Annotated in this window: 14 protein-coding genes and 1 pseudogene; 8 read left to right on the top strand and 7 right to left on the bottom strand. The window is 66.9% G+C overall.

The genetic code is table 11. The features are described from left to right. The 4 genes and pseudogenes from GJ631_RS18670 to GJ631_RS13365 all read left to right on the top strand — a co-directional run. Positions 1-184 (top strand): annotated as a pseudogene (locus GJ631_RS18670) (hypothetical protein); the annotation flags it as partial. After that, the gene (locus tag GJ631_RS13375) at positions 181-1,500 is read left to right on the top strand and encodes a DUF58 domain-containing protein (RefSeq protein ID WP_156709638.1); all 1,320 of its coding nucleotides are present in this window, start codon (positions 181-183) and stop codon (positions 1,498-1,500) included. The pseudogene GJ631_RS18670 and the gene GJ631_RS13375, both read left to right, overlap by 4 nt. 684 nt (positions 1,501-2,184) lie before the next feature. Continuing rightward, a complete protein-coding gene (locus GJ631_RS13370; protein ID WP_156709637.1) occupies positions 2,185-2,925 on the top strand; it encodes a hypothetical protein in 741 nt (246 codons plus the stop codon). Between the two features lie 39 nt (positions 2,926-2,964). Next, positions 2,965-4,083: a MoxR family ATPase gene (locus GJ631_RS13365; RefSeq protein WP_156709636.1), complete on the top strand. Its 1,119-nt coding sequence runs from the start codon at positions 2,965-2,967 to the stop codon at positions 4,081-4,083. A gap of 16 nt (positions 4,084-4,099) precedes the next feature. On the opposite strand, the gene GJ631_RS13360 is transcribed toward GJ631_RS13365, so the two are convergent. Together GJ631_RS13360 and GJ631_RS13355 are read right to left on the bottom strand one after the other, a co-directional pair. After that, a complete protein-coding gene (locus GJ631_RS13360) occupies positions 4,100-5,680 on the bottom strand; it encodes a winged helix-turn-helix transcriptional regulator (protein WP_156709635.1) in 1,581 nt (526 codons plus the stop codon). Between the two features lie 250 nt (positions 5,681-5,930). Beyond that, positions 5,931-6,434 carry a deoxyuridine 5'-triphosphate nucleotidohydrolase gene (locus tag GJ631_RS13355; protein WP_156709634.1) on the bottom strand — a complete coding sequence of 168 codons (504 nt, stop codon included), beginning with the start codon at positions 6,432-6,434 and terminating at the stop codon, positions 5,931-5,933. Positions 6,435-6,526: 92 nt separating this feature from the next. Here GJ631_RS13355 and GJ631_RS13350 point away from each other — a divergent pair, with 92 nt between their 5' ends. After that, complete coding sequence (locus GJ631_RS13350; protein ID WP_156709633.1) at positions 6,527-6,835, top strand: DUF5783 family protein; 309 nt, start codon at positions 6,527-6,529, stop codon at positions 6,833-6,835. A 1-nt stretch (position 6,836) separates the two neighbouring features. On the opposite strand, the gene GJ631_RS13345 is transcribed toward GJ631_RS13350, so the two are convergent. Beyond that, positions 6,837-7,307: a hypothetical protein gene (locus tag GJ631_RS13345; RefSeq protein ID WP_156709632.1), complete on the bottom strand. Its 471-nt coding sequence runs from the start codon at positions 7,305-7,307 to the stop codon at positions 6,837-6,839. Between the two features lie 143 nt (positions 7,308-7,450). On the opposite strand from GJ631_RS13345, the gene GJ631_RS13340 reads away from it, so the two are divergent. Further along, positions 7,451-7,816 carry a NifU family protein gene (locus GJ631_RS13340; protein ID WP_156709631.1) on the top strand — a complete coding sequence of 122 codons (366 nt, stop codon included), beginning with the start codon at positions 7,451-7,453 and terminating at the stop codon, positions 7,814-7,816. 76 nt (positions 7,817-7,892) lie between these two features. Next, on the top strand, positions 7,893-9,377 hold the full coding sequence (locus GJ631_RS13335) for a sulfatase (protein ID WP_156709630.1): 1,485 nt from the start codon (positions 7,893-7,895) through the stop codon (positions 9,375-9,377). A 62-nt stretch (positions 9,378-9,439) separates the two neighbouring features. Here GJ631_RS13335 and GJ631_RS13330 read toward each other — a convergent pair whose 3' ends face one another. The 4 genes from GJ631_RS13330 to sufU all read right to left on the bottom strand — a co-directional run bounded on the left by GJ631_RS13330 (position 9,440) and on the right by sufU (position 11,753). Continuing rightward, positions 9,440-9,904 carry an SRPBCC family protein gene (locus GJ631_RS13330; RefSeq protein ID WP_156709629.1) on the bottom strand — a complete coding sequence of 155 codons (465 nt, stop codon included), beginning with the start codon at positions 9,902-9,904 and terminating at the stop codon, positions 9,440-9,442. 153 nt (positions 9,905-10,057) lie between these two features. Beyond that, positions 10,058-10,957 carry a ketopantoate reductase family protein gene (locus tag GJ631_RS13325; protein WP_156709628.1) on the bottom strand — a complete coding sequence of 300 codons (900 nt, stop codon included), beginning with the start codon at positions 10,955-10,957 and terminating at the stop codon, positions 10,058-10,060. Between the two features lie 45 nt (positions 10,958-11,002). Continuing rightward, entirely contained in the window at positions 11,003-11,287 is a 285-nt protein-coding gene (locus tag GJ631_RS13320; protein WP_197425058.1) for a rubredoxin-like domain-containing protein, read from the bottom strand. Between the two features lie 49 nt (positions 11,288-11,336). Further along, positions 11,337-11,753, bottom strand: coding sequence for a Fe-S cluster assembly sulfur transfer protein SufU (gene sufU, locus GJ631_RS13315; RefSeq protein ID WP_156709627.1), 417 nt, complete (start codon positions 11,751-11,753; stop codon positions 11,337-11,339). Positions 11,754-11,860: 107 nt separating this feature from the next. On the opposite strand from sufU, the gene GJ631_RS13310 reads away from it, so the two are divergent. Further along, positions 11,861-12,268 (top strand): hypothetical protein, encoded by a 408-nt coding sequence (locus GJ631_RS13310; protein ID WP_156709626.1) that lies wholly within the window; start codon positions 11,861-11,863, stop codon positions 12,266-12,268. Positions 12,269-12,309: the final 41 nt, after the last annotated feature.

Here is a 12,309-nt window from a genome sequence, read left to right as displayed (position 1 = left end):
CGAAGCCGCGCTCCCGACCGTCCCCGGACAGACGGCACCCCGGACCGTCCCCACCGTCACCACGTCGCTGTCGGAACTCCAGCGCGGCGTCGACGGGCGACTTCAGCGCGCGAGCGACCCGATGGCGATTGCCCGTGGCCCATCGCTGCCGGAGGCGTCCACCGACGAGGAGGGCAGCGAATGACCCGCCGACAGCGACGCTGGGGTGGCGGCCTCGCGGCGAGTGTCTTCCTCGCGGCCGTCGGCGTGTTCGACGGCAACGGCGCGTTACTCCTCGCCGCCGCCATCCCGCTTGCGTACGTCGCGGCCGACGCCATCTCGGACGTCACCGTTCCCGACGCCATCTCGATAACCAGACAGATCGACCCGACGCCGGCCCCGCCCGGCCGCCCGGTCACCGTCTCGCTCACCGTCTGGAACGACTCCGAGCGGACGGTTCCCGACCTCAGGGTAGTCGACGGGGTTCCGGCAGACCTCGCGGTCGTCGACGGGACGCCGCGAGGCGGGACCTCGTTGGCGCCCGGCGAGGAACTCACGCTCGAATACGCCGTCGCGGCACGGCGCGGCACCTACGAATTCGAACCACCGCAACTCCGGGCCCGCGGGTTCGGCGCGGGCACCGTCGAGACGGCACGGCGCGTCGCCGACGGCGACAGGCGTCTGGTCTGCCGTCTCGATGCCGACGCCCCACCCATCGAGGAACACGGCGACGCACGGCCGGGCCGACTCGAAAGCGACGCTGCCGGCGCGGGCGTCACGTTCCACTCCACGCGGGAGTACTACGCCGGCGACCCCGCCGAGCGAATCAACTGGCGCCACTACGCGAAACGGGGCGACCTCGCGACCACCAACTACGAGCGCACCGTCGCCGCGACGACGATTCTCGTCATCGACGCCCGGATTCGGAACCGGGTCGTCGCCGGCCCCGGTCGCCCGACGGCCGTGGAGTTGGGGACTTACGCGGCGACACACGCGCTCACGAACCTCCTCAGACGCGGCCACGACGTTGGCGTCGTCGTCTTGGGTCTCGACGGCCCCGGGCCGGCCGGGCTCTACTGGCTGCCGCCGGCCGCGAGCAGACAGCAGCGCGCGAAAGCCCTCGAGTTGTTCCGGACGGCCAACGAGGCCGCGGGCCGTCCGGCGAACGAATCGGCGCAGGTCAGACGCGTCATCGAGTTGCTCCCGCCGGGTGGACAACTCCTCACCTTCTCGCCGGTCCTCGACGACCGGGCCGTCGAGTCGGTCGAGACGTGGCGAGCGGCCGACGTTCCCGTCGTCGTTCTCTCGCCCGACATCGTCCCGGAGAACACCGTCAGCGGCCAGTACGTCCAGGTTCGGCGACGGACCCGACTCGCCCGGTGTCAGCGAGTCGGTGCCCGAACGGTCGATTGGCGCCGCGGGACGCCGCTTCCGGCCGTCTTGGCCGAGGCCTTCGCCGCCGACGCACGCCTCGCTCCGAACCGACGACGGGGCCGCGCTGCCGGGGGTGACGGCCAGTGACGATACCGATTCCACTCCTCGACCGCTCGTCGGCCGTCGGCGACGAGGGGCGCCCCCGCGCGGCCAGCCTCGCGGTCGCCTCCTTCGTCGTCGCGGTGCTCGTCACCGCGGGTGGGTTCGTTATCGGCCAACCCGACCTCCTGCTTTCGCTCGGTTCGGTGACTGGACTGGCCGGGGCCGGCCTCGCGCTGCTGGACCGCGAGCGGTTCGTCCACCTGCTGGCCGGCCACTGCCTGTTCGTCTGGTTCGGGGCGCCGCTTTCGCTTCTCGTCGTCTTCGCACCACTCGTCGGCCGGGTCGGCGTCGCCGTCGTCGGATTCGCGCTGGCGCTGTTCGGCCTCGCGATGACGTGGGGCAACGCCGGCACTCGAAGACACCTCAGCGACGGTCTCTCGGCGAGTACGCTCGCCTTCGCGGCGGCGATACTGTGGCTCGTCGGGTTCGCTGCCGTCGCCGGCGGCCTCGCGCTCGCGGAACTGTCGGTCGAGGCTCTCGTCGACCAGTCGACCGCCGCCGGGGGGGCTGGCGAGTCTGTTCGTCGTCGTCGCCTACGCGGGGGCGGGCGTCGCCGTCGCGATTCGGTGGCTCCCGATTCGACAGTTGACGCCGCGTTCGCGGCGCCCGGCCGTCGAGAGACGGGTCGCTGTTCTCCGGCGGTATGCTCTCGGAACGATTGCCGCCGCCGTGCTCTCGCTTTTGGCTGTCTCCCTGATTCGGGCCTCGGGCGGCTTCGAGCCCCTCGGGGGGACGGCGCTTGCCACCGGGTTCAGCGCGCTGTCGTCGCCGTTCGTGATCTGGCCCGCCGTCACCGTCGGGACGGTCGGCATCCTCGCCGGCGCCGTCGCGCTCACGCTCCGTCGACTGGCCCGCGACAGCGACCCGGCGTCGGCCGAGCGCCTCGCCGCGGTCATCGCCGGGTTCGTTCTCGCCGTGGCCGCCGTCGTTGCGGCCGCCCTCGTGGCCGTCTCTCCCCTCGTCGGCGCGGTTGTGTTCCTCGGAGTCCTCGCCGCTCCGCTGGCGCTCGTCGTCTGTCTCGCGATACTCGTCCTCGGTATCGACATCGGAATCCTCCCGGACCGAGCAAGCGGTGCGGCGACGGCGGCGTTCGGGCTGGTCGTCTCGGCCGTCGGCTTCGCTCGAATCTCGGTGCCGGTGACGTTCGCCTGTGTCGCCGTCGCGCTGCTCGTGTGGGACCTCTCGTCGTTCGGGTTCGGCGTCACCGCCGAACTCGGTCGAATCCCCGAAACACGGCGTCTCGAACTGGTCCACGCCGTCGTCGGTGTCGGCGTCACGGTGGCCGTCGTCGTCGCTCTCGTTGCCGTCGACACGCTCCGGACGGGCGTCTTCGCCGGCACCGGCGGAACCGTCCCAGCGGTCGTCGCCTGTCTCGGCGCGCTCGCGCTGCTCGGGACGCTCCGCGGATAGCGGCCGGACATTCTTGTAGCCGCCCGTCGAACGACGGCCATGAACGAACCGGACGCAACCGTCGACGACCCCGAGGCGACGGTGCAGTCCGTGGTCGAACGCATCGAGTCTGCCGCCGTCGTCGACCGCCGCGTCCTCCGGAGCATCCTCTCGGCGGTCGTCGCCCGCGGCCACGTCCTCATCGAGGACGTTCCCGGAACGGGCAAGACCGTCACCGCCCGCGTGCTGGCGGAGTCGCTCGGCCTCGATTTCAACCGCATCCAGTTCACGCCGGACCTCCTGCCCGCCGACATCACTGGCTCGACGGTGTACGACGAACACGAGGGCACCTTCGAGTTCGCCGAGGGGCCGGTGTTCACGAACGTCGTGTTGGCCGACGAAATCAACCGCGCGCCGCCGAAGACCCAGGCCGCCCTGCTCGAAGCGATGGAGGAACGACAGGTCAGCGTCGACGGGACGACCTACCCCCTCCCGGAGCCGTTCCTCGTCATCGCGACCCAGAACCCCGTCGAACAGGAGGGGACGTTCCGTCTCCCCGAGGCCCAACGCGACCGCTTCAGCGTCAAGACCTCCTTCGGTTACCCCGATGTCGAGGGCGAGATGGGGCTGTTGGCCCGCCGGGACGACCGCCGGGAGCTCTCACCTTCCGTCGAGGCGGTCGTCTCTCCCGAGACGGTTCGAGCCTTGCAGTCGCTGGCCGAGGACGTCCACGTCGACCCGAAGATTCGCCGATACATAATCGACCTCGCGCGGACCACTCGACGGGACGACCGGACCGAAATCGGCGTCTCTCCCCGTGGCGTCCAGCGTATCTTCGAAATCGCACGCGCCAGTGCGGTCATCGACGGCCGCGAGTACGCCACCCCGAGCGACGTGAAGAGCCTCGCGGAAGCGACGATGGCTCACCGCCTCCTGTTGACGACCGAGGCCACCGTCGAGGGCGTCGACGAGCGTGCCGTCGTCCGGTCGGCGCTCGAAGACGTCGACATCCCTGCGGTGTCACCGGACGCCAACGACCCGACGGCGGAGGACGACCGAGAGTCGACGGAACCGACCGACCCCGAAGCAGACGACTCGACGGCCGGGGCGTTCGAGTTCGATTCGGACGCGACGCCGAACGCGGCCGCTGACGGACGCGACTCCGATTCGTCGTCCTGAAACGGGAACACAGAATTCAGTCCGCGCCGCCAGCGATGGCACCGCCGGGTTCGCCCGGTTTGGGAACCGCCTCGGGTTCGAGCGCCGTCCGGGCCTCCGCGGAGAGTTTGTTCATCACCGCACGTCCCTCCCGTTCGCGGGTGATGATGTCGTCCTCTTCGAGTCGCTGAAGGTGGTGGGTAATCGTACTCGGGTCCCGACCGAGTTCCCCCGCGAGGTCGCTGACCGACGCCGACCCGAGGCGCGCGATGGCGTCGATGATACTCGCCGTCGAATCGTCGTTGAGTGCGGCGGCCAACTCGATTCCCTCGGCGTACGCCGGGTAGAATCGACGCTTCCCACGGAGCTTCGCCCCGGAAACGAGGTCTTCGCGCTCGAGAACTCGCACGTGGTGTCGCGTTGTCGACAGCGGGAGGTCGGCTTCCTCCGAGACCTCCGAGAGGTACGACCCCGGCGCCTCGTTGACGATTTCGTAGACGCGCTCGCGGGCCTCGTGTTCCAGCGGGTCGGAATCGTCGTAGCGGCTGTATCGGAGGGGGAAGAAGAACGGTCGGAGTTTCTCGACCAGCGAGGCGAGGGTGAACCGGGGCATCGCCGCGAAAGCGCCCATCGCCGACGCGCCGACGCCGGCGCTGCCGGAGAGGAACGCGCTCCCACGGAAGGCGGCGACCGCTGCGACGGCACCGAGGCTGACTGCGGCACCGCCTGTGGGGGCGGAGGGGAGAGGTTGTCCGCCGGTACCACCGGCGCCGCCGGCACTCATCGCTGCACCGGCCGGGGCGTCGTTCCCGTCGTCGAGGACGATTTCGTCGAACTCGCTATCGGAGTCCGTTGCCGCCGATGTACCGACGGCGCCGACCAGCACCTCGTCACCCCCGGAAGTCAGTGTCCCGCCGACGGTCGTCAACGTGGCCGTGGTGGTCGTCACCGTCGTCCCGACCGCGTCATCGGATTCGACTCCGGTGTCGGTCTCCAGCGTCTCGACGGCCAGCTCCGAACCACTTCTCGTCTCGACGTAGAGTCCCTCGAAGCGGTGCTCGTCGAGCGATTCGGCGTTCTCGAGGTCGCCGATGTAATCGAGTGCGTCTGTCCGCCAGTCGATGTCGTCCGTGGAGTCTTCGGCCGTGTCGCCGGCCTCATCCGTCGCGTTCTCGACCGTGTCGTTGATTCCACCGGCCGTGTCGTTGACACGGTTTCGCACGCCTGTACTCGAGTCGTCGTCCCCTTCTCGGTCGCCAGAGGTGGTATCATCGGTCGAGTCGTCCGTCGTGTCAGCCGTCGATTCGTCCGAACTCGACGCGTCGTCGGAATCGTCACTCGCGTCGTCGTCCGTACTATCGCTCGTGCTGTCGCCCGAATCGCCGTCGGTATCGTCGCTCGTGTCGCCGTCGGTATCCGCTTCACCGTCGTTCGTATCGTCGTTCGTGTCGTCCGAAGTGCTGTCCCCGTCCTCGCTGTCGCCGGAGCCGAACGTGTCGTTCAGTCCATCTTCGAAGGTCGACGAACTCGCAGCTGCGACGGGCGCTCCCACCGCCGAGCAAACGACGAGCAGCGCTGCCAGCACAGCGAGGAGTCGCCGCATGTGGGTGTTTGACATGGTTGGGCCCCGAAACCGAGTTAGCGAACGTATCGACTGTCTATTTAAATCGATTGTGCTGGTGATGTATGGGTGTATAAGTGAGGTGTCGACCCAGAACCGCAAGAGTGCGGGCCGAACGCGAACGCGGACCTGGAATTGCCTTTTGTTTCTAAACACCTATATAAATACACTAGCCAAAACGTCCAAAAGTGACAATATTTGCACCGGCGTTGTTCGTGAATATCCAACCCCGTTCCGCCGCGTCCGGTCAGAGGTTCTCGCGCTGATAGCTCCCGTCGTAGGTCCCCTCGTGGTCGGCCTCCGCGAGGACGAACTGTGCGATTCGGGCGCCGGCCTCGATTTCGATATCGTGGTGGACTTCGAGAAGCCCCTCGCCTTTCCCCTCGTAGCCGGCGTCCCAGACGGCGGTGTCGAGCATACAGGAGTTCCGCAACAGCGACGACCGCGGGTAGATGAAGCCGATGTGGTCGTCGGGTATCGAGACGATTTCGGCGTACTGGACGATGTAGCCGCCCGGTGGGAGGTAGTACGTCTCGTTTTCGTCGGTCACCTCGTCGATGGATTCGCCCTCCACGACGGGGTCTGCGGGACGGCGATGCCGCGTCCCGATATCCTTGCCGTCGCGGCCGATGCGTCCCGGTTCGCGCTGTTCGTACACCGCCTGGAGCGTCACATCGACGCCGTTCGGCTGGACCTGCTCGTCCGTCGTCGGCGTGACGTGGTCGGCGACGAAGGCACCGCTTCGGTACATACGACCGGTCACTCCGGCCGTCGACAAATCGCTTGCGCTCGTCTCTCGTAGGGTCCGACCGGCTTTTAGGGCCGCGCGACGAACGGCCCGCCATGGACGCAGACACCTTCGAAGAACAGAAGTACGTCGACTACTTCCCGCAACTCCAGCAGGCCTACAAGAACGCGTTCAACCGCGTCAACGAGACGTACGACTCCACGCTGGTCCACGGCATCGACCAGCAGATTCTCAACGAATCCGAGCCGTTCTACGACGACGAGGAGGGGTTCTATCTCGAGTTGCCCGAGGACCCCTACGACCGACTGACGGGCGTCCTCGTCGACGAGGAGAAGTTCGAGGCGGTACTGGACGAGTACGTCGAGGAAATCGAACGGGAGTTAGAGCGGGTTTTCGACGCCTGAATCAGCTCTCACAGCCAGCGCCGTTCCACACCGCGAGCGCTCCTTCGTTGTCGACACGGACGAGCACGCGGACGCACTCGGCGCCCTCGTTGACGCCGTCGGTCACGCTCGCGGTCCGTATCTCACCGTCGTCGAGACGGGCGTGGATGCGGTAGGCGCCCGGTTCGTCGTTCCACTCTCCCTCGATGGTGGTGCTCGACCCGCCGGCTTCGAGCTGGTAGGTGCCGAGGTGGAGCATCCCGTCTCCGGCCTCGACAGCCAGTTGCACCTGGTGGCTCTCCTCGTGGTTGTTCTGGACGGAGAGCTCGCCGAGTTCGACCGTTTGGGTGTCATTGTCGTCGTCGTCGTCATCGGCCGCGTCGGCGATGTTCCCTTCGGCGTTCGGTTCCCCATCGTCTCCTAAGACGCCCAGACAGCCTGCACTGGCGGTTGCGACGCCGGCAGCCGCGAGCAGATGGCGACGAGTTGGCATACCTGCTAGCGGGTCTGAATCGACATAAACTCCCGTCAGACGCCCGTCTCCCGCGTGTCACACCATCCGGTAGCGGTGTCGGTCTCGGCGGGCGGTCCGACCGGAGCCAAATCTTCATACGGCTGCGCTGCATACGCTGGCACATGAGTACCGAATCCGCCGACGCCGACGAGGACCTTCGCGAGCGCATCAGCAACTTCCTCCGCCGGAACTTCCCGCAGATTCAGATGCACGGTGGCAGTGCCGCCGTCCAGAACCTCGACCGCGAGGCGGGCGAGGTCACCATCATGCTCGGCGGCGCCTGCTCGGGCTGTGGTATCTCCCCGATGACGATTCAGGCCATCAAGTCCCGCATGACACAGGAAATCCCCGAAATCGACACGGTCCACGCCGACACCGGCATGGATGGCGGCAGCGAGGGAATGGCTGGCGGCCAGATGTCCCCCTCCTTCCCGGGCCACGAGGGCGGCGACGACGAGGCCGACGAAGGCCCCGAAGCCCCGTTCTAAGCTCTTCTAACGGCTAATCGTTTCGACCGCGACGACACACCAGTCGTTTTAAGCCCGAAACCCCCTGACCACCGGTATGGACACCGACGGTCGGAACGTGCTGTTCGTCGTCATGGACACCGTCCGAAAGGACCACCTGACGCCGTACGGCTACGACCGCGAGACGACGCCGACGCTTTCGGCGTTCGCCGAGGAGGCACTCGTCTACGAGGAGGCCGTCGCACAGGCGCCGTGGACGCTCCCCGTCCACGCCTCCATGTTCACGGGGCTGTACCCCGGCGAGCACGGCGCCTCCCAAGAGGCCCCGTATCTCGCCGACGGAACGGCGACGCTCGCCGAAGCGATGTCGGCCGCCGGCTACGCCACCGCCTGTTACTCCTCGAACGCCTGGATTACCCCCTACACCCGTCTGACGAGTGGCTTCGACCAACAGGACAACTTCTTCAAGGCACTTCCCGGCGACACGTTCTCGGGCGCGCTCGCGAACCTCTGGCAGCGCGTCAACGACAGCGACCGCCTCCGCGGCGTCGCCGACCGCCTCGTCGAGTTGGGCAACGAGGTCCACGAATACCTCGCAAGCGGCGAGGGCGAGGACTCGAAGACGCCACAGATAATCGACGACACAATCGACTTCGTCGACGACAACGACGAGTGGTTCGCGTTCATCAACCTGATGGACGCACACCTGCCGTACTACCCACCCGAGCAGTACCGCGAGGAGTTCGCCCCCGGCGTCGACCCCCACTCGGTGTGCCAGAACTCCAAGGAGTACAACTCCGGCGCCCGCGAAATAACTGATGCGGAGTTCGACGACATCCGCGGCCTGTACGACGCCGAAATCCGCCACATCGATTCGGAACTCGACCGGCTGTTCTCGCATCTGAAGGCCACCGGCCAGTGGGAGGAGACCGTCGTCGTCGTCTGTGCCGACCACGGGGAACTCCACGGCGAACACGGCCTCTACGGCCACGAGTTCTGCATCTACGACCCGCTGGTGAACGTCCCGCTGATGGTGAAACACCCCGACCTCTCGACCGGCCGAACCGACGAGCAAGTCGAACTGCTGGACCTCTACGACACCGTCTTGGAGTCGGCCGGAGCCACGGAAGCCGCCGACCGCGTCGGAGCGCGCTCCTTCGAGGCGGGCCGGTCGCTGCTCTCAGAGGACCGAGACATCACGGATGGCGAGTTCGCCTTCGTCGACTACCACCGCCCGGTGGTCGAGTTGAACCAACTGGAGACGAAGGCCGCCGAGGCAGGTATCGAACTCGAAGAGGAGTCGCGGTTCTACTCCCGGATGCGGGCCGCACGCCGCCCCGACGGGAAGTACATCCGCAACGAGCGCATCGCCGACGAGGCCTACCGACTCGATTCCGACCCCGACGAGACGGAACGGGTCGATACCGACGACCCAGTGGTCGGCGAGGTGCTGGCGGCCCTGGAGCGCTTCGAGGCGCGGGCCGGAAGCGAGTGGGACGACTCGGCCGACGCCGACGGCTCACTCGAGGAGATGGACGAGGAGGCCAAACAGCGGCTGCAAGACCTCGGCTACGTGGAGTGAGGCCGTTGGCTGGGTGTAAACTGTGACGGTCGAAAAAGTCGGTCGGAGGGGTGCGACGGCACTCAGGCCGCGGCCATCCGCTCGTTTTCGGCGAGTTCCGCTTCGATGAGTTCCTTGGAACTCTCGAGGCTGTGGCGGAACTGTCGTTCGTTGTACCGCTTGGCGACCGGCTCCATGATACGGTCGAGCAGCGAGTCGCCGAACTCGTAGTCGACGAACTCGACGATGGTCGTCACGCCGTCGGATTCGGAGTAGCGGTAGTCGGCCGTGCCACTGAGGCCGTCGCTCTCGAAGGAGACCTCCACGTGGGCGTCGGGTTCGAGGATACGCTGGACCATCTCGCCCTCGTTGCCGATGCCGAGGACGCGGAACGTCGCGTCCATGCGGGTCTCGTCGTCGCTGGATTCGGTAATCTCCAATTGGGAGATGCTCGCGTGCGTTCGCGGCCAGTTCGCGGGGTCGGTCATGAACTCGGAGACGTGCTCTACGGGCGCTGCAACGTCGATTGTGTGTTCGAAGGTAGGCATTGCTATCAACTCTGTCGTCACTCCGACCGTCGTACTCGCCCCGGTTGGGAGAATCGTAGGGTGTACCGGGTGACTGCCTCTCTATACGCGCTCTGAGATAATAAAGCAGTAGTGAGCAGTGCTGACAGCCGTCCGATGGCTGCTATCGCTGGCTCAACGTCCCTCGACGTGGTCGGCCTCCCACGCATACAGCAATCCGGCGAGCGTCGCGTTGACCGGGACGTCGACGCCCAGTTCCTCGCCGCGGTCGACGACGTAGCCGTTGATGGCGTCGACCTCCGTCCGCCGGCCGGCGAGGACGTCCTGTCGCATCGAGGAGGTGTTTTCGGCGGTGGCTTCGGCGACCGTTTCGAGGGCCGCGACGGCTTCCTCGGGTGAGAAGTCGACCCCCTCGGCGCGTGCGACGGCTGCGACTTCACGGGCGGCGGCCGTCGCTACGACGTTGGCGTCGCCGCCCAGCAACGCGCCGTTGTCCGTGTCGGCCAACGCCGTCGTCGCGTTGATACCGGCGTTGACGGCCAGTTTCTCCCAGAGTCGACGCGGCATGTCCGCCGCGACCGTGGTGACGATACCGGCGTCTTCGAAGGCGCCCCCGACGCGGTCGGCCACCTCCGAGTGTCCTCCTTCGCGTGGCCCCAGCACCGTCTCGCCGACGCCGGTACAGCGGACGACACCCGGCGAATCCAGCATCGCGCCGTAGGTGCAGGTGCCGGCCAACACCGTCGCGTCGAGTCGGTCGGCCAGCAGTTCTTCGTTTCCCATGCCGTTCTGTAGCGACAGACACCACTCGAGGTCCGTCTCTGTCAGCGCCGCGGCCGCCTCCGCTGTGTCGAAGGATTTCACGCAGACGACGGCGAGGTCGGCTTCGGCTGGCGGTTCGGTGTCGGCGTCCGGGAACACCGTCGTCTCGATGGCACCTTCGATACGGAGGCCCGTCTCGCGGACTCGGCTGACGTGTGGGTCACGGCCGACGAGCGTGACGGCGTGTTTGCGGGCCAACAACCCGCCAAGCAGGCTGCCGAGGCTGCCCGCGCCGAAGACGACGACATCCATACCGCTGGAACGGGGCGCTGCGGTAGAAAAACGGTCGGTTCCCGCTCAATCCTCCTGCCAGTAGTATATTTCCTCACTTTCGGCGCCACAGGAAGGACACGTCTCGGGAATGTCGTCGATGCTACCCATCTCGCCACACTCCCAGCAGCGCCACATCAGCGTCTTCTCGCCGGCCTTGCTCTCGGCCTGTGTCATCGTCGAGACGCCCTTGGCGCTGGAGACGTAGAACCCCGAATCGTCGAACGCACGGACGCGGCCCAACTCCTCGCCGTCGGCGTCGTAGACGGTCTGTCCGAACTGTACCTGTCGCTGTCGTTGCTCGGTCGCCATACACATTGGTACGCCATCACACATCAAAAAACCGCCGGCAGTTCACCGCCTACTCCGTGGTCGTCTCTTCGAGGTCTTTGTCGCCTTGGTGGATGGCGATGCCATCCTTTGCGACTTTCTCGGCGAGGACGGCGCATTTCACTCGCATCGGGCTGAGGTCGACACCGAGCATCTCCTCGATGTCCTCGCGTTCCATCCCGCGGACCTCCTCGAGGCTCTTGCCTCGGAGTTCCCCCGAGAGCATGCTCGCGGAGGCCTGACTGATGGCACAGCCGTCGCCGATGAAACTAACGCCCGCTATCGTGTCGCCGTCGTCGGCCAGCTTCAGGAACATCTTGATGGTGTCGCCACACATCGGGTTCTCGCCGACGTGTTCGATGTCCGCATCCTCGAGTTCCCCGTAGTTGCGGGGGTTCTTGTAGTGGTCGAGGATTTGCTGCCGATACATATCCGTGCCGGGTCCCATTGTTGTCGAACACGAGGGGAATGACGAGTAAAAGCCCACCGGTCGTGTGAGTCCGTGCCGATGCCGAGAGCGCAAGGCCGAATACCCCCGGGCGTCCACACCGCGACATGAGCGACGACTCCGAGTCGGCAGTCGACGCCGCCGACAGCGAGGCCTCCCCCGACGAACCGGCCTCCGACCCTCGCCTCTCCGACGACGGCGTCATCCTCGCGCTGGCCGGCGCCGCGTGTCTGCTCGCCGCCGGTACGGCCTACTCGCTGGACCAACCCAGCCCCGTCGTCGTGTTCGCGATACTGGCTGGGATTCCGGCCGTCGTCGCGGTCGGCGGGGACCTCCTCACCGACTACACCCCGGGACTCCGAGCGCATCTCCTCCTCGGCGTCGCCGCCCTCGTCGGGGCCGTCGCCGCCGTCCCCGGCGAACACTACGTCAACGTCGCCACGCTCGGCGTCGCCTCGCTGATGGGACTCGGCCGGGTGTTTGAGGTCGAAGTGCGGGGAACGGGAGACTCCTGACACCTCGGAGACGCTCGCTCCCGAGACGCTCCGCCCTCGGC

It is taken from the genome of Natronomonas sp. CBA1123 (genome assembly GCF_009741925.1).
In the GTDB taxonomy this organism is placed as follows: Archaea; Halobacteriota; Halobacteria; order Halobacteriales; family Haloarculaceae; genus Natronomonas.
Note: the sequence above shows the minus strand (reverse complement) of the source record. Positions and strands in the feature narration are given on the sequence as shown.